This is a genomic window from Robertmurraya korlensis, from assembly GCF_023715225.1.
In the GTDB taxonomy this organism is placed as follows: Bacteria; Bacillota; Bacilli; order Bacillales; family Cytobacillaceae; genus Robertmurraya_A.
On sequence record NZ_JAMBNS010000005.1, the window covers coordinates 25704 to 47123 of the forward strand.

The window sequence follows — 21420 nt, forward strand, 5'->3', positions numbered from 1 at the left end:
TTTGAAACTAATAAAATGGAAAAAACTACTTACTATCACATTAGCGTCAGCACTTTTACTATCTGGTTGCGCAAGTAGTACGACGACAAAACCGTCTTCAGAAGGAACCACCAAAAAGGAAGAGGTACAACCTAAGGAAGGTGGAGAGCTTACGTATGCCCTTGCCACATCTCCCGATTCTCTTGATCCGCATCGAAGCGGTTTAGCAGTTGCTGTTCGAGCCTTCCGAACCATATTTGATAGTTTAGTCGTTCAGGGATCAGATAATTCCATCCAACCATGGCTTGCTACAGAGTGGACTGTTTCTGAAGATGCAAAAAGCTATACATTTAAACTTCGAGAAGACGTTACGTTTCATGATGGAACCCCTTTTAATGCAGAAGCGGTAAAGTATAGCTTTGATCGAATCATTGATCCAAAAACGCAAGCGAAAAATGCGGTGGCACTTCTAAAACCCTATGAATCTTCTGAAGTGATTGATGAATTTACTATCAAAATCAACCTAGCAACCCCGTCATCAGCCTTTTTAAGTAATTTAAGCCAAGCGATGCTTGGGATTGTCTCACCTACGGCTGCAGAAAAATATGGAGATCAATTTGTAAAAAATCCTGTAGGTACTGGACCATTTAAATTTGTTAGTTGGACCGAGAACGCAGATATTGTTGTGGAAAAGAATGAAGAGTATCATTGGGGCCCATCCAATGTAGAAAACAAGGTAGTGCCATATCTTGATAAAATCACATTTAAAATCATCCCAGAGGAAGCCACTCGGATTGGTAGTGTACAAAGTGGTCAGGTACTTGCTGCTGAGACCGTACCACCACAGAATATTGTTTCGTTAAATAATGATCCCAACCAACAATTGCTACAAGTGAACACCATTGGTTTACCTTATACGCTCTTTTTTAACCAAAGAAAAGAGCCATGGAATGATGTAAAAGCCCGAAAAGCCGTACAATTGGCTGTTGATGTGGATGCAATAGTAAAAACTCTTTACTTAGAAACATACTCTCGAGCGTGGTCTCCACTGACTCCAGGGATATTAGGTTACGATGAATCTCTTGAGAATAAGAACAAACCTGATTTAGAGAAAGCAAATCAGTTTCTTGATGAGCTTGGTTATGTAAAAGGGGAAGACGGAATTCGTGAAAAAGACGGAAAGAAACTGATCCTGAATTATGTAGATGGAACGCCAAACCGAGAAAAGAGAAACGATATTGCGGTAATTATTCAACAACAATTAAAGAAGGTCGGAATTAAAGTAGAGATCAATATTACAAAAGATATTGCTTCAGTGGTTCAACAGAAAGCTGATTACGATTTATATGGGAACAGCCAAGTAAATTCGGATCCAAATGCATTACGTGCTTTCTACCATACGACTACTCCTGAGGAAGAAGCATTGGTTAAAAGGCTGGGTGGCGGCTCTGATCCTGAAATTGATCAATGGTTAGAGGAAGGAACTGTAGAACTGGATCCAGCAAAACGAATCGAAATTTACAAAAAAGTTCAGCAGAAAATCATTGATGAAGCATGGATTATCCCGATTTATGTTTTCCCATATACGGTTGCAGCTTCTAAAACCGTTAATGGAATTAAGTTTGATGCCCTAGGGTACCCACTGTTTAATGACGTAAATATTAATTAGTAAAATGGAGCTGATCATGTGACGCTTGTAAACAAGATGATTGTAAAAATCTCAAATGCAGTTGTATCCATTTTTGGCTCCCTCGTCCTTGTTTTTTTCATTATTTATTTGCTTCCAGGGGATCCGGTTCTTTCTATGCTAGATCCCTCTACTGCTACTCCTGAAATGGTTGCAAATTTACGCAAGGAATTGGGGCTTGATCAACCCGTTTATGTCCAATTTGTCGAGTATTTTACGAATGTTCTTAAAGGTAATTTTGGTCAATCGATTGTCAATAGTGAGCAAGTTCTACCCAAAATCTTAGAACACTTGCCTGCGACGCTAGCATTAACCCTTACCAGCTCGGCGTTAGCTGTAGTGATAGGAGTAACGTTGGGAGTATTATCTGCCATATTTCAAAATCGGTGGATAGATGTTTTATCAAGATTCATTGGTTTATTTGGTATATCCATGCCAACCTTTTGGTCAGGTATATTATTAATCCTTATTTTCTCAGTCTATTTTAATTGGTTTCCTGCTATGGGGTCGGAAGGGTGGCAAACACTTGTGCTACCCACTCTTTCTCTTGGATTTGTAGGTGCAGGATTAATTATTCGAATGGTACGGACCAGCATGCTAGAAGTGATTAATGAACCATTTATTGTTACTCTTCGTGCAAAGGGACTTACAGAAAGGATGGTAATGTATCGACATGCCCTTCGAAATGCAATGATTCCTGCTATTACTATCATCGGACTGAACATTGGCGAACTAATGGCCGGTACTGTTGTAATTGAGACCGTTTTTTCTAGACAGGGGATCGGGAGGATTGTGGCAGATGCCATTATGGCTAAAGACTTGCCGGTGATACAGGGGGTTGTGTTCTTTAGTGCTGTTGTATATGTCATAGTCAATCTTTTAGTTGACCTGTCCTATTCCATCATTGATCCGAGGGTACGGAGATCTCATTAAAGGAGGGAGATAACATGAAGGAAATAGTAAATGAAGAAACTGTGCTGCGGGTTCCAAAATGGACTTTGTCAAAACGGAAAAAAAATATCTCTTTTTCTAACATTTTTTTATTGGTGGCTATTGTTCTTGTTCTGTTTATTATCGCAAGTGCGCTAATCCCCAAATGGATTGCGCCATATTCTCCAACCTATATGAATACAGAATCCATTTTAAGTGAACCAAGCAGTAAGCATTGGTTTGGGACCGATTATTTTGGAAGAGATGTGTTTAGTTTAGTTATTTACGGAAGTCGTGATTCTCTTATTATTGGTATCACTTCCGTTCTAATCGGAAGTTTGATAGGTGGCGGTATTGGTGCTGTCTCTGGTTATATTGGAGGTTACATTGATCATTTCCTTATGAGGGTGATCGAAATTTTGATGACCATCCCCGGCATACTTCTGGCACTAGCCATAGCTGCTGCCCTTGGTCCTAGTTTAATGAATATTGTATTGGCCGTTGCTGCCTCATCCATCCCAGGATACGCACGTGTGATGCGAGGACAAATATTAAGCATAAAGAAACGACAATTTGTGGATGCCTCCAGATCCATTGGGACACATAGCTGGAAGGTATTTGTTTGGCATATCCTCCCGAATTCTTGGTCTCCTCTTTTAGTAATGGGTACGATTGGGCTTGGAACTTCAATCCTAATTGGTTCGGGATTGAGCTTCTTAGGTCTTGGGGTTATTAAAGAAGTTCCAGATTGGGGTGCACTCCTCTCTCAAGGAAGAGGGTATCTAGTCGTTGGTTGGTGGATGTCCACTTTCCCTGGTTTGGCAATCACGCTTTTTGTTCTATCAATAAATATTATTGGTGATAAGCTTCGAGATACCTTTGATCCAAAAACAAGTCGAATGAGGTAAAGGAGGGAGTGTATGGGGAAATTACTTGAAATCAAGCAATTAAAAGTTGATTTTACTAGAAAAGAAGGCGATCTAATTGCACTTAGGGATATCACCTTGGATATTCAAGCTGGTGAAACGATTTGTATTGTTGGTGAATCTGGTAGTGGAAAAACGGTAACCTCTAAAGCAATTATGAGACTTATAGACTATGAAAACGGCAAAATAACGAATGGAAGCATTGAACTGGAAGGGATGGACCTAACCAAGCTGACAAATAAAACTCTGCGGTCGATTAGAGGGAAAAAAATAGCCATGATCTTTCAAGAGCCTATGTCTGCTTTTGATCCTGTTTTTACCGTTGGAAGTCAGATTATTGAAACCATACATCAGCATACACAATCAAGTAGAGCAGAAGCAAAAGAGAAAGCATTTTATTTACTAAAAAGAGTAGGTATATCTGATGCGGAGCTCCGTTTAAAACAATATCCAAATGAATTATCCGGGGGGATGTTGCAGCGTGCGATGATTGCCATGGCCCTTGCTTGTGACCCAGATCTCCTGATTGCCGATGAACCGACAACAGCCCTTGATGTTACTATTCAAGCACAAATATTGCAATTACTTCAGGAATTAAAAGAAGAAATGGGAATGTCCATTCTACTTATCACTCATGACATGGGTGTTGCTGCAGAAATGGCTGATCGAATCATCGTGATGTATGCGGGGAGAATTGTAGAAAATTCGAGTGTTGAGGAATTATTTCAATTGCCCTATCATCCCTACACTTATGGATTATTGCAATCAATAACCACATTGGATAGTGATAGGAATCAACCACTCTATTCCATTAAGGGATCCATTCCGTCTTTATCTGATTTACCATCAGGATGTGAGTTTCATCCACGCTGTCCATACGCATCGGAACGCTGCGTTCATGAAGCACCTCCACTATTAACGATCAATAACCGACAGACCGCATGCTGGTATGCAGAGGAAATAGTAGGGAAACATCTTCAAAAAGAAGCAGCAGTGCTAGTGAAAGAAGAATTACCTGTTCAAAGACAACTAGATCTAATCGATTCCATCCAATCTCGTGACACTCTATTTACGATTGAAGAGTTAAGTAAGCATTATCCAATTGGTAAACGAGGCTTTTCGAGAAATCAGAACTATATAAAAGCAGTAGATCAGGTTTCATTTACGATTAAAAAAGGGGAAACATTTGGGCTGGTGGGTGAATCGGGAAGTGGGAAATCCACATTGGGTAGGGTTCTTTTACAGTTAGAAAAGTTAAGTGGGGGAAAAGTGATTTTTCAGGGACAAGATTTGTCACAGCTTCATCCAAAAGATTTAAGGGAAAAACGGAAAGACATGCAAGTGATCTATCAAGATCCGTATGGTTCTGTTAATCCACGTTGGAAGGTTGGAGACATTATCGCTGAACCTCTTAACGTTCATGAATCAGCCTTAGGAAAGAAAGAAATGCAAGAAAGAATACAGGAGCTCTTACATGTGGTGGGTTTAAATACAAGTGATTATCATCGCTTTCCACATGAATTTTCAGGAGGACAACGACAGCGAATTGCCATTGCAAGGGCCATTGCCTTGAATCCTCAGTTTGTCCTAGCTGATGAAGCCGTTTCTGCATTAGATGTTTCTGTACAGGCACAAATTGTAAATTTACTACAAGAATTACAGAGACAGAAGGAATTAACTTATCTATTTATTGCCCATGGGTTAAATATCGTTCGGCATATATCCAATCGAATTGGTGTTATGTATTTAGGGCAGCTAGTAGAACTAGCAGAAAGTGAAGAATTATTCCTTCACCCCGCCCATCATTATACAAAGGGGTTAATTTCATCGATTCCCATTGCTGAACCAACTCGTTCAAGAGAAAGAATAACGATTCACGGGGAAATCCCTTCTCCGGCCAACCCGCCAACTGGGTGTAGATTTCATACCCGCTGTCCAGCAGCAACGGCGCGTTGTCGAGAGGAACAGCCCATTTTTAGAGAGATTTATAAGGGGCATTGGGTTGCCTGTCATGAACCAAATGAGTAGGTAACAAAAAGGGAATGGAGGTACTTTATATTGAAATTTGTCCTATTTGATTTAATCTCAAATCACCCAAACGGTGTGACAGGAGAGGTTTTAACGGAACAGCAAAGAATTCAACAAGTAATTGATCAGGCTTTACTTGCAGAATCACTAGGCTATGATGGATTTGGGGTTGGTGAGCGGCATGGGGCCCCGTTTTTGTCATCTTCACCAGCTGTAATACTAACAGCAATCGCTGCTAGAACAACCAGTATTCGGTTAATGCCAACAGTTTCTGTTTTAAGTGTACTTGATCCTGTGCGTGTCGCGGAAGACTATGCTTTGCTAGATCATCTTTCTAATGGAAGATTAGAGATGATGATTGGAAAAGGGAACGATCCTCGTCATTATCCGTTATTTGGAATAAAAGAAGAAGAACAGTGGGAGTCGCTAGCTGAGCGATATGATCTTTTAAAAAGATTGTGGAGAGATGAAAATGTCTCTTGGGAGGGAAAATATCGTTCATTATTAACGAATGTTACTACCCATCCAAGGCCATATCAAAAACAAATTCCAATATGGCATGGAAGTGCATCAAGTCCCTTATCAACTGAACTTGCAGCAAGGAATGGAGAACCGATATTTTCTTCTAATACGTTTCACCCTATGGCTAAGTATAAAGAATTAATCGATCATTACCGAGAACGACTAGAGTATTATGGCTATGATTCAACCCATGCTTTGGTTGGTGCGGGTGCAAGGGGATTATACTTGGCCAATACAACTGAGGAAGCCATTAAACGCTTTCGCCCTTATTATGATGTTTCTATGGGCACGGATGCATCTAAATTTAATCTATCACCTTTTAAAGATCTAGAAGATCATATCCAAAATGGTTCTGCTTTAGTAGGAAGTGCGGATCAAGTAATAGAGAAAATCATAAAGTACCATCAGGCATTCGGCCATCAAGTACAAAGTATTAGTGTGGAAGGGTTAAGCAAAGAAGAACAGAAAGAACAGCTTGAGAGATTTGCCTCTGAAGTTATTCCCGTGCTACGACAAGAAATTCCTAGTACGATTTGGGGAAAAACAGAACAATCCATGGTTCTATAAAAAATTAACTTTAATAAAGTCAAAATATATTAGGAGGAATTAAAAATGTCAAAAGAACTTTCGGTTGTGGTTTGGTCTAAAGAAGGTTGCCACTATTGTGGAGAAGTTAAGAATTTTTTAGAAGGTAAAGGAATTAAGTACGAAACGATTGATGTCACACATCATGATGAGCGCCGTGCTATTTTAGAAGTAAAATATGGTGTTCGTCATGTACCAGTAGTTGAAGTTGGCCAAAACGAAGTATATGAGGGGGTAACAAAAGTAGGAATTGAACATTTAGAAAGGGTACTAGAGAAATATAATACGAGCATAAGGTAAAGTGAAGAATAAGTAGTTAAAAATGAAAGGAGTAAGAAAATGAGCAAAGTAACAATTATTTCGGGAAGTCCCTCAGAATATACAAGACTAAATGGAGTATTACAAGAGGTGTTAGACTATTTTCAACAAGGTGGCTTTACTCCAGAACTCATTCATGTTCGCAACCTACCACCAGAAGATTTAATTTATGCGAATTTTAGCAGTGAAGAAATAATAAACGCAAATAAAAAAGTGGAACAATCAAAGATTGTGGTCGTTCTTACTCCCATCTATAAAGCATCCTTCTCAGGTGTTTTAAAAACCTATCTGGATCTTCTACCGCAAAATGGGTTAGAGGGAAAAACGATTTTACCCATAACACTAGGTGGAACGTTCGGACATTTATTGGCGATTGATTATTCTCTTAAGCCGGTGCTAAGTGCCTTAGGGGCAACCCATTTTCTAAAAGGAGTATATATTTTAGACCATCAAATAAAGAAATTGGAAAATAATCAGTACGAATTGGATACTGAAGCAAAAAATCGATTAGAAACTTCACTTAGAGAAACAGAACTACAGTAGCTAGTTAAAAAAATGCTTCTCCCCATTCCTCCTGAGCACTTTCAGGAGGAACTGTTTTTGCAGTCATTTTTAACTAATCCAAAAATTTTTTTTAATTTTTTTAAATTCCTAGTTTACAGGTAGGTATAATTGGATTATAGTAAAGAAACAGAAAAGAATAAGGAAATAAGTTCCTAATTAATAAAAAGGGGGGAAATAAAAAATTCAGTAACCTAGTATTCTATTGGAGTGAATGTGTTTGAATGTTGACTCGGTTACTCAACAATGGGAAAGGAGGATTAAAATGGCTTCAACAAGACGAATTGATCAGCATGTTATTGAGAAAATCAAAACGATCTTAGAAAGTTTGGAATATGGAACCGTTCAAATATCGGTTCATGATTCGCAAGTTACTCAAATCGAAAAGGTAGAAAAACATCGACTTCCATTAGTGAAAAAACAACAAACCACATTAAGGGAGCAATAGATTGAAAATATACTGCCGATCAGACCACTGAAGGCCCTGTTTAAACCGATACGAATCGGATAAACGGGGCCTTTCTGTATTTTTTACATACTTAACACGATAAATATTCTCAGGAGGAAATGAAAAATGAAAAAAATAAAATGGTTTTTCGTTCTAAGTCTAATTGCTTTCGTAGGTGCTTTTTTAGTCGCTTGCTCTAGCGAAAGCTCAACCAATGCATCTAAAGAAGCTTCTTCAGAAAAGGAAGAAAAACAGCCCATTGAAGTAAACATTGGAATCCAACAAAGTATTTGGCCTATTTTAGCAGCAAAAGAAAAAGGTTGGTTTGAAGAGGAGTTTGAAAAAGCAGGGGCAAAAGTAAATTGGGTAGAATTTCAAAGTGGTCCAGCTTATTTTGAAGCCATAGCGACAGATCGATTGGATTTTGGTCGAGTGGGAAATATCCCTGTTTTAGTAGGTCAAGCAGCGGATATTCCTTTTAAAGAAATCGCACTAGCGAGTTCAGGTGAAAAAGGGGATGCCATTCTTATTCCAAAAGACAGCCCAATAAAAAGTGTAAAGGATTTAAAAGGTAAAAAGGTGGCAGTAGCAAAAGGAAGCAGCTCCTATGGACTTCTATACCGAGCGCTTGAAGCAAATGAAATTAATCCGGAAGATGTAGAAATCATTCAACTACAACCAGATGAGGCACAGCCGGCTTTTGAAACAGGATCTGTCGATGCATGGGTCATTTGGGAACCGTTCCAATCAATTCAAGTCGTGAAAAATGGAGCAAAGGTGCTTGCTAATGGGGTAGATGTAAATACATCAAGTCCTGGCTTTCAAATTGTTCGTACCAAATTTGCAGAAGAGCATCCAGAGTTAGTTGAGCTTTACTTGAAGGTAACAGAGAAAGCAACAAGATGGCAAAATGAAAATCTTGAAGAAGCCATTGAATTATACGCGGAGCTTAAAGATACGGATCAAGAGGTCATTCGTCAAGTGTTGGAAAACTCACAACCTAGCAATACACCAATCACTGAGGAAGTTGTAGAAGAGCAGCAGAAAACAACCAAACTTCTTTACGATTTAGGTGGAATTAAAAAGACCTTTGATGCATCAGAGGTGGTAGACAACTCTTATATTGAAAACGTACTAAAAGATTATAAATAAAAAACTTACTTGTAGAACAGTTGGAGGAAGTTATGACATATAGTTACGCAACCCATGCAAGTTGTCCGAAGTGTAAGACTACCTATTCTATAGAAGAAATCCAGCAATTATGCTCTTGCGGATCACCTCTTTTAATTAAATACGATTTACACAAATTAAAAAAGAACTGGGATCGAGACAAGTTAGGAAGTCGAACCAACAGTTTATGGAGATACCATGAGTTGTTACCGATTAAAGAAGAAAAAAATATCGTCACACAAGGAGAGGGAATGACCCCTCTCCTCCACCTAGAAAAATTAGGTGAACGATTGGACTTATCTCATCTTTATATGAAAGACGAGGGAATCATCCCTACAGGTTCTTTTAAGGCTAGAGGGGCAGCGGTCGGAATCTCAAAGGCAAAAGAATTGGGAATCCAAAAGCTAGCGATGCCGACGAATGGGAATGCAGGAGCTGCATGGGCCATGTATGCCACAAAGGCAGGAATAGAAACAACCATCGTCATGCCGTTAGATGCACCACTTGTCACCAGAAAGGAAAGTGTTTTTGCAGGTGCCGACGTGATTTTAGTAAATGGATTAATCAGCGATGCTGGAAAGATTGTAAAGAACCTTGTCGAAGAAAAAGGATATTATGATGCTTCTACCCTGAAAGAGCCGTATCGAATAGAAGGTAAAAAAACAATGGGATTGGAGCTGTTAGAACAATTAAACTGGCAAACTCCCGACGTCATTCTATATCCGACAGGTGGAGGAGTAGGATTGATAGGTATCTATAAAGCATTGCAGGAATTATATGAGTTAGGCTGGATTGAAGGCTCCATGCCTAGACTAGTCGCCGTTCAAGCAGAAGGTTGTTCACCAATTGTAAAAGCCTGGCAGGAAAATAAAATGGAGTCGACTTTTTGGGAAGATTCTAAAACAAATGCGTTTGGAATCAATGTTCCGAAAGCGATTGGTGATTTTCTTGTTTTGGAGGCGATCTATGAATCTAATGGGTGTGCTATATCGGTCTCAGAGGAGAATATTCAGTCCTTACAAAGAGAAATAGCTACCCTTGAAGGGGCATTTATCTGCCCAGAAGGTGCAGCCACGTTTGTTGCTGCTAAAAAACTAAGGGAAGAAGGTTGGATTGGAGGAGATGAGAAGGTGATTTGTCTGAATACAGGCTTAGGAATAAAATATGCAGACTTAATTTCCGAAGAACCTCTAACCATTCTTGAACCCAGTGAACATTGACATAAATCATAGGTAGGTGGAAAAATTGAGCGTTTTAATTGAATCTGTTAATAAATCGTTTTATAAAACAAATCAAGAAATTGTCGCGTTAAGTGATGTGAATTTAAAGATTGATAAAGGTGAATTTGTAACGATTATCGGTCCAAGTGGTTGTGGGAAAAGTACACTTCTAAAAATTATTGCTGGCCTCGACCTTCAATTTAAAGGCAGAGTAAGCATTGAAGAACAAGTGTTAACCGGTCCGAGTATTAAACAAGGCTTTATTTTTCAAGAACATCGATTGTTTCCGTGGTTAACCGTTGAAAAAAATATTGCAGCCAATTTGTCATTAAAAGACCCTGATGTACAGAACAAAGTAAGGGAGTTAATAGAGATTGTCCGATTAAAGGGTTTTGAAAAAGCATATCCACGTGAATTGTCGGGTGGAATGCTACAAAGGGCCGCGATTGCTAGAGCTTTATTGAGAGACCCCGACGTGCTGCTTCTTGATGAACCTTTTGGTGCATTGGACGCCTTCACAAGAACTCATCTTCAAGATGTGTTACTAGATATTTGGAAGGAAAAAGGAACAACCATGATTTTGGTTACTCATGATATAGATGAATCCGTCTATCTTGCTAATCGCGTGGTAATCATGACACCAAGGCCTGGGAAAGTGAGCAAAGTGATTCCTGTGAACTTGCCCTTTCCTCGAAAAAAAGCAAGTGTATCTTTCCAGCAGGTCAGACAATTAGTTCTTGCTGAATTTGAAAAAACAGAAGAGCTGCATTTTGTTGGTGGTTCCGGAATCTGATACCACTACGGAAGGAGGAATTGGGATTTTATGAATAAAACAATTGCTGGTCTTAGTAATGTCTTTATAAACAATCGTAAGAAGGACAATAAGAAACATTTTAATGTGCTTTGGAAGCATGGATCTATAATCGTAAAAGGTATGATATTACCTGCTGTTATTCTAACAGTTTGGCAAATAATTGGCACTTTAGGTATAGTCTCAAGCACCATTTTACCGACCCCAATGACTATTTTTTATTCATTTGTAGAGTTAATTGCATCGGGGGAGTTAGGGGGACACTTAGAAATTAGTGTTTGGCGTGCAGGAATAGGATTTCTTTTAGGTGCAGGGTTAGGGTTACTATTTGGAATTATAACTGGCTTTTCAAGTAGAACGGAAGAAGTGGTTGATCCGACACTACAAATGTTACGTACGGTTCCCCATTTAGCAGTAGCTCCATTATTTATATTATGGTTTGGGTTTGGAGAACTCTCCAAAATTCTACTAATTGCTAAAGGAGCGTTTTTCCCAATCTATGTAAATGCCTTTCTAGGAATCCGTGGTGTCGATTCAAAGCTTTATGAGGTCGCTCGAATATTAGAGTTTAATAGGTTTAATCTGGTAAGGAAATTGATTCTTCCAGCAGCCATGCCTAATATTTTACTTGGGATTCGATTATCCCTTGGGGTAGCTTGGCTAGGGTTAGTCGTAGCAGAAATCATGGGATCGAGTGAAGGCATTGGTTATATGATTATGGATGCGAGACAGTTTTCACAAACAGAAGTGGTGTTTGTCGGAATTATCATATTTGCGATAGTTGGTAAATTAACGGACTCATTCGTTCGTCAACTAGAGGCGAGACTGTTAAAATGGCGTGATCATTTCACAGGAGAAGAAAAATAAATTGTTTTAAATCCGAGTAATCAAATAAGTATACAACAATTAATGTTTTCAAATAAGTGATTTTTTAAAATTGGAGGACTATAAAATGGAGATATTTTGGTTTATTCCCACACAAGGTGATGGAAGATATTTAGGAACAAAAACAGGAGCTCGTGTAACCGACTATTCGTATTTTAAACAAATAGCACAGGCAGCTGACAATCTTGGGTATTCAGGAGTTTTAATTCCCACTGGTAAAACATGCGAAGATCCATGGATACTTGCCGCTTCCTTAGTGCCTGAAACGGTCCATTTAAAGTACCTTGTGGCAGTGAGACCTGGACTGATGACACCTGCAGTAGCGGCAAGGATGACATCAACCCTAGACCGTGTGTCCAATGGTCGAGTATTAATAAACGTGGTAGCAGGGGGCAACCCCACTGAATTGGCTGGGGATGGAGTGTTTCTAAATCATGATGAAAGATATGAAGAAACAAGTGAGTTCTTAGACATTTATCGATCATTAATGAACGGAGAAAAGGTAGATTACAATGGGAAATACCAAAAAATAAAAGGTGGAGAATTATTATTCCCACCCGTACAACAACCTTCTCCTCCTATTTATTTTGGTGGTTCTTCTCCTGCTGGGCAGGCCGTGGCTGCAGAACATACAGATGTATATTTAACTTGGGGGGAACCTCCTGCGCAGGTAGCTGAGAAAATTAAAGAAGTCCGTGCTTTAGCTGAACAACAAGGAAGAAGTGTTCGTTTTGGAATTCGATTGCATGTCATTGTTAGAGAAACCGAAAGTGAGGCATGGGACGCAGCTGAGCGTTTGATTCAGTATGTGGATGAAGAAACCATTGAAGCCGCACAACAAGCATTTTCGAAAATGGATTCAGTTGGTCAAAAACGCATGGTCCAGTTACGAACAAAAGGAAGAAAAGAACTTGAAATTAGTCCGAATTTATGGGCTGGAATTGGATTAGTTAGAGGAGGAGCAGGAACTGCGTTAGTTGGTAATCCACAACAGGTAGCCGATCGCATACAGGAATATGCTGATCTAGGCATTGAAACCTTTATATTATCTGGATATCCGCATTTAGAGGAAGCCTATCAAGTGGCCGATTTACTTTTTCCTCTGTTACCGATTACTACTGAAAACTATAAAGCAAAACAAAAGCCTATTCATGGAGAGATTATTGCCAATACTCATTTCACAACCACGAGAAAATAATAAATGTAATCATATAGCTGATTGGTCAACCAAAAGCTCCTGAACGTTTTGTCGTTGGGGAGCTTTTCTATTTACTATCATTCAAGGAGGTGGGAAAAGTGAATATCGATCATATTGAGGCATTCATTTATGTTGTTCATTTTAGCAGTATCCATAAAGCAGCAGATATATTATTCTTATCGCAACCAACGGTGACGGCAAGAATAAAGACTCTCGAACGGGAACTTGAAGTTGACTTATTTGAAAGACAAGGAAGAGGACTAATTTTAACGGATAAAGGAAAGGAGTTTCTCCCTTTTGCGGAGCATTTGATTCGTACCTTTCAACAGGCAAAAAAACAGTTAAATAAAGGTTCCACTTATGAGGAAATTACCATAGGAGCAAACATTATAACCTCACAATACTTTATCCCATTTGCGTTACCTCTATGGAAAAAAGCCTACCCTGATTTACGTTTTAAATTTATTTCTGCTTCAAATGATACTCTAACTGAAAAACTGCTTCAAAAACAGGTGGATCTCGTTTTGATGAAGGAAGTAGAGCATAACCGGCTAGAGAAGCACGAATTATTAGATAATTCTGTCCGTTTGGTTGCTTATCCAGGACATTCCTTCGAATCTGAAAAAATAGTAACTGTACAACAGGTAGCTTTAGAACCTTTAATATTTTTTGAGTGTGGGGCTTTTGACTGGAACCGAGTCCGTAAAATTTTTGAAGTTAGTCAATTAGAGCCCAATATTGTATTTCAAGCGGATCATCTAGAAGCTGCGAAATCCTTAATTCTAAGCGGGGATGGCATTGGTTTTTTACCATATTTATGTGTAAAAAAGGAGCTTGAACAAGGTCAATTGATCGAGGTTGAGGTGGCGAATTTCTCGAATATGAAGCAATCCATCTTTTTAGTGCATGGTAATGATAAAGTGACTCCACCTTTACTCTTTGAGGAGATTCTTCACTCCGCAAGTATTTTCGAGGAAAAGCAAAAGAATCCCATTCCTTCAATTGATTAAATTTCCTAATGAATGCAATAAATCTTTCTATCAGTAGGAGTATTGTATTTGGACCATAACCGATGGTAGGATAATTTTACAAATAAACCGACTATTCAAATCGGAAAAGTAGGAGGTAAATATGAGTTATAAACTTGGAATATTAGATCAAAGTCCCATTTATCCAAATACCACAGCTTCTGAGGCATTACAGGAAACCATTAAGCTAGCAAAACTCGCAGAAGAATGGGGGTACGAACGATTCTGGGTGTCGGAACATCACCATACAGATCAGTTGGCGGGTGCATCACCAGAAGTACTAATCTCCCATTTACTCGCCCAGACAAAAACCATACGTATTGGATCAGGTGGAGTATTGCTTCAGCATTATAGCCCATATAAGGTGGTAGAAAATTTTCATGTACTTTCTAATCTAGCACCTGGAAGGGTCGATTTAGGGATTGGAAAGTCACCTGGTGGTCTTCCTTTATCTACAAGAGCTCTTCAGTATGGAACATTGAACGACGGAAAAGATTTTGATGAGCGGTTTTCCTTATTGAAAAAGTTGATTGCTAATATAGTAGAAGATTCTCATTCATTAGCTGGTATTAAAGCTACGCCATTACCGAGTATACCACCAGAAACGTACTTACTAGGGGCAAGCAAAGAAAGTGCAAAACTAGCCGCTACCTATGAAACTTCCTTCGTATATGGGAACTTTTTTAATAGTAATCCAAGTGACTTAGAAGAAGCCGCAAGATTATATCGAAGTGTTTTTCCGACGGGAAGATTTATTCTAGGGGTTGCTGTCATTGCCCATCCTTCCAAAGAAATTGCAGAACAACTGGCTGAAAACTTTAAGAAATTAGTGTTGGTACATTTAAAAAGTGGTCGAACGGTAAAGGTGGGTACTAGAGAACAAGCAGAGTTATTTGGTAATCAATCCGGGGAGTTGTTTGAAATTGAAGAGCAGGAGACTGATATCATAGCAGGAACTCCTTCTTTTGTAAAAGAAGCGTTAAATGATTTATACCAAAAATATGATGTCGATGAGTTTATTTTACACACACCGATTCTAAAAGAAAAAGAGCGTGTTCAATCCTTTGAATTGCTAAGCCCACTAGATGTTTCCATATCAAATGTATAAGCAAGAAGAGGAGGGGGAGCATGTCTACACTTGCTAAAAACCAAGAAAATGATTGGATCATCGTGTCAGAGCTTCAGGAAGAAGACAAAGAAATTGCGTGCCGTGTCTTAATAGAAAGCTATCAGCAATATGAAAAGGAGTATTCGGATCCACTTATATGGCAGGAGTATTTAGCAAACATCGAAACCTCTTTTGATAACCCTCACGTCGATAAAATATTAGTTGCTAAAAGTAGAAAGGAAGTTCTTGGCACATTGCAACTTTTTCAATCCTCGGAAAAAGCGTATGGGAAACCAGAGTTAGAGATTTTTTCACCAATTATACGTTTATTAGGTGTTCATCCGAAGGCTAGAGGGCGTGGAGTAGCACGAGCATTACTACAATCAAGCATCAAATACGCAAAGGAACAAAGGTTCCATCATTTGTATCTTCATTCCAGCGACAAAATGTATAAAGCCATTCAATTGTATGAATGGCTTGGGTTTAAACGGGATCTATCAAAGGAATTCTTTAATCATGATATTTTAGTAAAATGCTACCGATTGGATTTATAAAGAATTATAAATTAACAAACTTAAGTAAATAGAAAAGGAGAAATTAAAATGAAAAATGTAAAATGGGTACCCATCCTATTAAGTGTATGGTTATTGGTTGTTTTAGCAGCTTGTGGGAATGAAGAGAAAGCATCCACTTCATCCGAAGGGAAAGAAACGGAAAGTAAAGAAGTAGTCTTGAAAATAAGTGCCTCCTCAACCCCTCATGCTGAAATACTGGAGTATATTTCAGATGATCTAGAGAAAGAGGGTGTGAAGTTAGATATAGTGATTACTCAAGATGGGATTCAGACAAACCAACAGACAGCAGATAAAGAATTAGATGCAAACTTCTTCCAGCACACACCCTATTTAGAGCAAGTAAACAAAGATAGTGGCTTGGATTTGGTTAAAGTGGTTGGGGTACATATCGAACCATTTGGAGTGTATTCAAAAAAGTTAAAGTCGATTGAAGAGTTAGAAGATGGTGCGAAAGTAGCGCTACCCAAGGATCCAGTTAATTTCTCCCGTGGCTTGCTGTTGTTTGCAGAGAACGACCTTATCAAGTTAGATAGTAGTAAAAAAGGAAATTACACGTTAGAGGATATTACTGAAAATGAAAAAAATCTAGATTTTATTCCTGTAGATGGTCCGGTTCTGGTTAGATCACTAGACGACGTGGATGCATCCGCCATCAATACAAACTACGCGCTAGAAGGAAATTTAAAGCCTTTAGATGATACCTTAATTATTGAAGGAAGCGATTCTCCGTACGTCAACATTCTCGTTTCAAGACCGGATAACAAAAATGATGAAGCCATCCAAAAGCTCGCAAAAGCACTTACAACAGAAAAAGTAAGAACATTTATTGAAGAAAAGTACGAGGGTGCAGTAGTGCCTGCATTTTAGAAATAGAGAGGAGGATATACAGCTTTGATTGAATTTCGTCACGTCTCAAAAGTGTTTGAAAGTAAAGAGGGAACAATTGAAGCATTAAAAGATATTCAATTAACCGTTAAAAAGGGAGATATTTTCGGAGTCATTGGCTATAGTGGTGCTGGAAAAAGTACGCTTATTCGCACCGTAAATTTATTGGAATATCCAACCTCTGGAGACATTTTGGTTAATGGGAGGAAGTTAACGGAATTAACAAGGAGAGAGCTGCGTTTGGCCCAAAAAAACATAGGCATGATTTTTCAGCATTTCAATTTGTTAAACTCCAAATCCGTTTTTGATAATGTCGCGATGCCTCTAGTACTAAGTAAAAAGAAGAAAAAAGAGATGGAGGAGCGGGTTTATGAAATTCTTCGTTTTGTTGGATTAGAGGAGAAAGCACATCATTATCCGAATGAACTTTCCGGTGGGCAGAAGCAGCGTCTAGGGATTGCAAGAGCATTAGTAACAAATCCAACCATCCTGCTATGTGATGAGGCGACGTCTGCATTAGATCCACAAACAACCACATCCATTTTAAATTTATTAAAGAGGATTAATGAAGAATTTAATATCACGATTCTCCTGATCACGCATGAGATGGAGGTCATTAAAGAAGTATGCAATCGAGTGGCAGTTATGGAAGAAGGCCGTGTCATAGAGATAGGAAGTGTGTTTGATATTTTTGCCCAACCAAAAACAGATACGGCACGTAATTTCGTAAAGTCTGTTGTTCGAGATGATATCCCTGCAAGTGTTAAGAGTTTACTTAAACAAAATATGAAAGAAAGAAAAATATTAAAAATCGATTTTCTTGGTGTAAGTTCCGGTCAACCCCTCGTTTCAAGGACCGCAAAGAATTTTAACGTAGATATAAACATTTTATTTGCTACTATTACGGAACTTCAGGGTAACCCGTATGGTCACTTCATTGTGGAGCTAGTGGGCAAAGAGAATGAGTTAGAAAGAGCCATTCAGTTCCTTTATGCACAAGATGTTATCGTTCAGGAGGTGATGGAAGATGGAAGTAAGTACAGAACTTATACTCGAAGCCTTGTGGGAAACACTTTACATGGTTAGTATCTCCCTCCTCTTTGGAGGAATTCTCGGAATGGTTTTAGGAATTATTCTAGTCGTGACAAGGAAAGGACATATACTTGAAAATCGATGGATTTTTTCTTTACTAAATCCCATCGTCAATATACTACGGTCCATTCCTTTTATTATTTTACTAGTTGCGATCATCCCGTTTACTAGATTAATTGTCGGTACATCCATTGGGACGACTGCGGCAATCGTGCCTCTGGTCCTTCATATCGGACCATATATCTCAAGGCTTGTTGAGAATTCCTTGTTAGAAGTAGATGAAGGCATTGTGGAAGCTGCTCAATCAATGGGAGCAACCCCATTGCAAATTATCGGTAAATTTCTACTTCCTGAAGCCTTTCCTTCTTTAGTACTCAGTATTACGACGGCAACCATTGGATTAATCGGTGCAACTGCGATGGCAGGAGCCATCGGGGGTGGTGGACTAGGAGACGTTGCTATATCTTATGGCTATCAACGATTTAGTACGATTACTATTTTTGTCACTGTGGTTATTCTAGTGGTGGTTGTGCAAGGAGTTCAGAGTGTTGGTAATGTTCTTGAAAGGAAAATAAGGAGAGCTTAAAGGAGCTCAGGGCTAATGTTCATTTTTATTCCGTATGGAGGTGATGCCATATAAGGGAGTATGGAAAAAGGAAGGGAGAGGAAAATGGAACACAAACGGCAGATGAAACTGGCAGCCTATTTAGTAGGAAGTGGGATGCATGTGGCTTCTTGGAGACATCATGATGCTCAGCCAGATGCGAGCATTGATGTAAAAGCATTACAAACATTAGCTCAAATTGCAGAAAAAGGGAAATTTGACCTCGCATTTGTAGCAGATAGTCTAGCAATTAATCTTGAATCTCATCCTCAAATACTGAATCGTTTTGATCCCGTCGTATTAATTACAGCATTAGCCACCGCAACTAAAAAGATTGGTATTGGAGCTACAGCTTCTACTACCTACAGTGAACCATATGTGCTTGCTCGGCAGTTTGCCTCTGTAGATCATATTAGCAATGGCAGAGCGGCATGGAATCTTGTAACAACAGCTGATGCTACAGGTGAGACGGCTTTAAACTTTAGTCGTGATAAGCATTGGGAACATGATCAACGGTATGAGCGAGCAGAGGAATTCGTAGATGTGGTTCAAGGATTATGGGATTCCTGGGAAGATGATGCTTTTATCTATAACAAGAAAACAGGTGATTTCTTTCAAAAAGAAAAGGTTCATGAAGTGAACTTTAAAGGAAAGTATTTCTCTGTTAAAGGACCATTAAATATAGCTAGATCCAACCAGGGGCAACCAGTCATCATTCAAGCAGGAGCTTCGGAACCTGGTCAAAGACTCGCAGCACGAGTGGCTGAAGTAGTGTTCGTGCATTGGGATAGTAAGGAGAAAGCAAAGCAACACTACAGCAGACTTAAATCACAACTAAAGGACTTTGGTAGAGAGGAAGATGAACTTCATATCCTTCATGGGATTTCACCCATTATTGGGGAAACAGAAGAAATGGCTTTCCAAAAATTTCTTTATCTTCAAGGCTTGATGGATCCCTATGAAAGTTTAAAGTTTGTTTCAGGATATATGGGAAATGTAGATTTTTCTAAGTATGATTTAACGACCCCAGCAAAGGATGTGGAATTTCCAACTGTAAATAGTATTCAAAGTCAATTTTTCGAAATGAAGAAGATTATTGACGAAGAGGATTTAAAGGTGGGTGATTTATATAATCGCTTCTTTGGTCCAGGGAGGAAGGATGCTTTTGTTGGGACTCCCAAACAAATTGCAGATGAAATGGAAGAGTGGTTTACCGAAAAAGCAGCCGATGGTTTTATGATCCAGTTTCCTCTATATCCTAATGACTTGAATGATTTCGTGGAGCAAGTTGTTCCTATTTTGCAAGAGAGAGGATTGTTCCGATTGGAGTATGAAGGGGAAACTCTTCGTGAGCATTTGGGTCTAAAAAAGCCTGGCAATCGTTTTGTAAAAGAAAAGCTTTCAACAAAACAAGGAGGAATTTAAATGTCTATCAATAAAGAACAACGTTTAGCAACAAAGGCCATTCATGGAGGACAAAAACCAGATCCAACTACATTATCTCGAGCCGTGCCCATTTATCAAACATCATCCTTTGTATTTAATGACAGTGATCACGCCGCAAATTTATTTAATTTAACGGAAGCTGGATATGTTTACACACGTATTATTAACCCTACGACAGATGTGTTTGAACAAAGAGTGGCTGCACTTGAAGGTGGAGTGGGGGCTCTAGGGGTTTCATCTGGCCAGTCTGCTACCGCCTTTGCCATTATCAATATTGCATCCGCAGGAGACGAAATTGTTTCTTCAAGTAGTTTATACGGTGGAACATATAATTTGTTTTCAGCTACTCTTGCCAAATTAGGAATTAAGGTAAAGTTCGTCAGTCCGGATGATCCAGAAAATTTTAGAAAAGCGATAACATCAAAAACAAAAGCCATATATGCAGAATCCGTAGGTAATCCAAAAGGTGATGTACTCGATATTGAATCAGTAGCTAAGATTGCTCATGATAATCAAATTCCTCTCATCGTTGATAATACCGTTCCTAGTCCTTATTTACTAAGACCCATTGAATTTGGTGCAGACATCGTCGTTCATTCTGCAACCAAATTTATTGGAGGGCATGGTACGACTATCGGAGGCGTGATTGTTGATAGTGGGAAATTCGATTGGAAGAAGAGTGGGAAGTTCCCTGAGTTAAGCAAACCAGATCCAAGTTATCATGGGCTAGTGTACACTGATGCTGCAGGGGAGGCTGCGTATATTACGAAAGCGAGGGTTCAATTATTAAGAGATTTAGGCTCTGCGCTTTCCCCGTTTAATTCTTTTCTGTTACTACAAGGGTTAGAGACGTTGCATCTTCGATTACAACGACATAGTGAAAATGCACTGAAAACAGCGGAGTTTTTAGAGAAACATGAATTAGTCGAATGGGTGAGTTACCCAGGTTTAAAGAGCCATCCGTCTTATCTGAGAGCGCAAAAATATTTACCTAATGGGCAAGGGGCTATATTAACATTCGGAGTCAAAGGTGGAAAGGCGGCTGCCAAGAGATTAATAGATTCCGTAGAGCTGTTCTCACACTTGGCCAATATAGGCGATTCCAAGTCACTTATTATCCATCCAGCTAGCACCACACATCAACAATTAACCGATGAAGAACAAAGAGAAGCTGGTGTGACACCGGAATTAATTCGCCTATCTATTGGAACAGAGGCCATTGAAGATATTCTTGAGGATCTAGACTCTGCCTTAAAGGCCAGCCAGAAAGAGAAACATATTATAAAAGCTGGTAATTAACCATTTTTTTTCGAGTTAATTCTTACTAAGTTGATGAGAATTATAAGGATTGTTAATTGCTCCCTATGACAAATGGGGAGCAATTAAAAAAACTGCCAGTTAGTGACCATCCAAT

21 protein-coding genes are annotated in these 21420 nt (G+C 39.0%); all 21 read left to right on the plus strand.

All coding sequences use genetic code 11. The annotated features are described in order from the left end of the window. Position 1 precedes the first annotated feature (1 nt). The 21 genes from M3175_RS10545 (at position 2) to M3175_RS10645 (ending at position 21305) form a co-directional block, all read left to right on the plus strand. On the plus strand, positions 2 to 1648 hold the full coding sequence (locus M3175_RS10545) for an ABC transporter substrate-binding protein (RefSeq protein ID WP_251518708.1): 1647 nt from the start codon (positions 2 to 4) through the stop codon (positions 1646 to 1648). Between the two features lie 36 nt (positions 1649 to 1684). Further along, the gene (locus M3175_RS10550) at positions 1685 to 2599 is read left to right on the plus strand and encodes an ABC transporter permease (protein WP_251519202.1); all 915 of its coding nucleotides are present in this window, start codon (positions 1685 to 1687) and stop codon (positions 2597 to 2599) included. 14 nt (positions 2600 to 2613) lie between these two features. Next, on the plus strand, positions 2614 to 3504 hold the full coding sequence (locus M3175_RS10555) for an ABC transporter permease (RefSeq protein WP_251518710.1): 891 nt from the start codon (positions 2614 to 2616) through the stop codon (positions 3502 to 3504). A 12-nt stretch (positions 3505 to 3516) separates the two neighbouring features. Next, positions 3517 to 5550 (plus strand): ABC transporter ATP-binding protein, encoded by a 2034-nt coding sequence (locus tag M3175_RS10560; RefSeq protein WP_251518712.1) that lies wholly within the window; start codon positions 3517 to 3519, stop codon positions 5548 to 5550. Positions 5551 to 5580: 30 nt separating this feature from the next. Continuing rightward, positions 5581 to 6639: an LLM class flavin-dependent oxidoreductase gene (locus M3175_RS10565; protein WP_251518714.1), complete on the plus strand. Its 1059-nt coding sequence runs from the start codon at positions 5581 to 5583 to the stop codon at positions 6637 to 6639. Positions 6640 to 6684: 45 nt separating this feature from the next. Further along, on the plus strand, positions 6685 to 6957 hold the full coding sequence (locus M3175_RS10570) for a glutaredoxin family protein (protein ID WP_251518716.1): 273 nt from the start codon (positions 6685 to 6687) through the stop codon (positions 6955 to 6957). A gap of 39 nt (positions 6958 to 6996) precedes the next feature. Beyond that, entirely contained in the window at positions 6997 to 7518 is a 522-nt protein-coding gene (gene ssuE / locus M3175_RS10575) for an NADPH-dependent FMN reductase (RefSeq protein WP_251518718.1), read from the plus strand. 283 nt (positions 7519 to 7801) lie between these two features. Beyond that, complete coding sequence (locus tag M3175_RS10580) at positions 7802 to 7984, plus strand: YezD family protein (protein WP_251518720.1); 183 nt, start codon at positions 7802 to 7804, stop codon at positions 7982 to 7984. Positions 7985 to 8110: 126 nt separating this feature from the next. After that, positions 8111 to 9136, plus strand: coding sequence for an aliphatic sulfonate ABC transporter substrate-binding protein (locus M3175_RS10585; RefSeq protein WP_251518722.1), 1026 nt, complete (start codon positions 8111 to 8113; stop codon positions 9134 to 9136). Positions 9137 to 9168: 32 nt separating this feature from the next. Continuing rightward, a complete protein-coding gene (locus tag M3175_RS10590; protein WP_251518724.1) occupies positions 9169 to 10374 on the plus strand; it encodes a threonine synthase in 1206 nt (401 codons plus the stop codon). A gap of 25 nt (positions 10375 to 10399) precedes the next feature. Then, on the plus strand, positions 10400 to 11167 hold the full coding sequence (locus M3175_RS10595) for an ABC transporter ATP-binding protein (protein WP_251518726.1): 768 nt from the start codon (positions 10400 to 10402) through the stop codon (positions 11165 to 11167). Positions 11168 to 11197: 30 nt separating this feature from the next. Then, positions 11198 to 12052 carry an ABC transporter permease gene (locus M3175_RS10600; RefSeq protein WP_371321682.1) on the plus strand — a complete coding sequence of 285 codons (855 nt, stop codon included), beginning with the start codon at positions 11198 to 11200 and terminating at the stop codon, positions 12050 to 12052. Between the two features lie 85 nt (positions 12053 to 12137). Beyond that, positions 12138 to 13268: an FMNH2-dependent alkanesulfonate monooxygenase gene (gene ssuD, locus M3175_RS10605; RefSeq protein WP_251518728.1), complete on the plus strand. Its 1131-nt coding sequence runs from the start codon at positions 12138 to 12140 to the stop codon at positions 13266 to 13268. Positions 13269 to 13366: 98 nt separating this feature from the next. Further along, positions 13367 to 14278, plus strand: coding sequence for a LysR family transcriptional regulator (locus tag M3175_RS10610; RefSeq protein ID WP_251518730.1), 912 nt, complete (start codon positions 13367 to 13369; stop codon positions 14276 to 14278). Between the two features lie 121 nt (positions 14279 to 14399). Beyond that, the gene (locus M3175_RS10615) at positions 14400 to 15404 is read left to right on the plus strand and encodes an LLM class flavin-dependent oxidoreductase (RefSeq protein WP_251518732.1); all 1005 of its coding nucleotides are present in this window, start codon (positions 14400 to 14402) and stop codon (positions 15402 to 15404) included. 20 nt (positions 15405 to 15424) lie between these two features. After that, the gene (locus M3175_RS10620; protein ID WP_251518734.1) at positions 15425 to 15958 is read left to right on the plus strand and encodes a GNAT family N-acetyltransferase; all 534 of its coding nucleotides are present in this window, start codon (positions 15425 to 15427) and stop codon (positions 15956 to 15958) included. Positions 15959 to 16006: 48 nt separating this feature from the next. After that, the gene (locus tag M3175_RS10625) at positions 16007 to 16846 is read left to right on the plus strand and encodes a MetQ/NlpA family ABC transporter substrate-binding protein (protein WP_251518736.1); all 840 of its coding nucleotides are present in this window, start codon (positions 16007 to 16009) and stop codon (positions 16844 to 16846) included. Positions 16847 to 16870: 24 nt separating this feature from the next. Continuing rightward, the gene (locus M3175_RS10630; RefSeq protein ID WP_251518738.1) at positions 16871 to 17950 is read left to right on the plus strand and encodes a methionine ABC transporter ATP-binding protein; all 1080 of its coding nucleotides are present in this window, start codon (positions 16871 to 16873) and stop codon (positions 17948 to 17950) included. Further along, positions 17892 to 18542, plus strand: a complete 651-nt coding sequence (locus M3175_RS10635) for a methionine ABC transporter permease (protein WP_251518739.1) — start codon at positions 17892 to 17894, stop codon at positions 18540 to 18542. Before M3175_RS10630 ends, M3175_RS10635 begins: the two co-directional genes overlap by 59 nt. 84 nt (positions 18543 to 18626) lie before the next feature. Beyond that, positions 18627 to 19985 carry an LLM class flavin-dependent oxidoreductase gene (locus M3175_RS10640; RefSeq protein ID WP_251518740.1) on the plus strand — a complete coding sequence of 453 codons (1359 nt, stop codon included), beginning with the start codon at positions 18627 to 18629 and terminating at the stop codon, positions 19983 to 19985. Continuing rightward, positions 19986 to 21305, plus strand: a complete 1320-nt coding sequence (locus M3175_RS10645) for a homocysteine synthase (protein WP_251518741.1) — start codon at positions 19986 to 19988, stop codon at positions 21303 to 21305. The last annotated feature ends 115 nt before the right edge of the window (positions 21306 to 21420 follow it).

Excerpts from the sequence above, each read along its gene's own strand:
- M3175_RS10555 (WP_251518710.1), top strand. The coding sequence starts at position 2,614 with ATGAAGGAAATAGTAAATGAAGAAACTGTGCTGCGGGTTCCAAAATGG.
- M3175_RS10590 (WP_251518724.1), top strand. The coding sequence starts at position 9,169 with ATGACATATAGTTACGCAACCCATGCAAGTTGTCCGAAGTGTAAGACT.
- M3175_RS10550 (WP_251519202.1), top strand. The coding sequence starts at position 1,685 with ATGATTGTAAAAATCTCAAATGCAGTTGTATCCATTTTTGGCTCCCTC.
- M3175_RS10645 (WP_251518741.1), top strand. The coding sequence starts at position 19,986 with ATGTCTATCAATAAAGAACAACGTTTAGCAACAAAGGCCATTCATGGA.
- M3175_RS10620 (WP_251518734.1), top strand. The coding sequence starts at position 15,425 with ATGTCTACACTTGCTAAAAACCAAGAAAATGATTGGATCATCGTGTCA.
- M3175_RS10640 (WP_251518740.1), top strand. The coding sequence starts at position 18,627 with ATGGAACACAAACGGCAGATGAAACTGGCAGCCTATTTAGTAGGAAGT.
- M3175_RS10625 (WP_251518736.1), top strand. The coding sequence starts at position 16,007 with ATGAAAAATGTAAAATGGGTACCCATCCTATTAAGTGTATGGTTATTG.
- M3175_RS10635 (WP_251518739.1), top strand. The coding sequence starts at position 17,892 with ATGGAAGTAAGTACAGAACTTATACTCGAAGCCTTGTGGGAAACACTT.
- M3175_RS10600 (WP_371321682.1), top strand. The coding sequence starts at position 11,198 with ATGAATAAAACAATTGCTGGTCTTAGTAATGTCTTTATAAACAATCGT.
- ssuD (WP_251518728.1), top strand. The coding sequence starts at position 12,138 with ATGGAGATATTTTGGTTTATTCCCACACAAGGTGATGGAAGATATTTA.
- ssuE (WP_251518718.1), top strand. The coding sequence starts at position 6,997 with ATGAGCAAAGTAACAATTATTTCGGGAAGTCCCTCAGAATATACAAGA.
- M3175_RS10560 (WP_251518712.1), top strand. The coding sequence starts at position 3,517 with ATGGGGAAATTACTTGAAATCAAGCAATTAAAAGTTGATTTTACTAGA.
- M3175_RS10615 (WP_251518732.1), top strand. The coding sequence starts at position 14,400 with ATGAGTTATAAACTTGGAATATTAGATCAAAGTCCCATTTATCCAAAT.
- M3175_RS10570 (WP_251518716.1), top strand. The coding sequence starts at position 6,685 with ATGTCAAAAGAACTTTCGGTTGTGGTTTGGTCTAAAGAAGGTTGCCAC.
- M3175_RS10585 (WP_251518722.1), top strand. The coding sequence starts at position 8,111 with ATGAAAAAAATAAAATGGTTTTTCGTTCTAAGTCTAATTGCTTTCGTA.
- M3175_RS10580 (WP_251518720.1), top strand. The coding sequence starts at position 7,802 with ATGGCTTCAACAAGACGAATTGATCAGCATGTTATTGAGAAAATCAAA.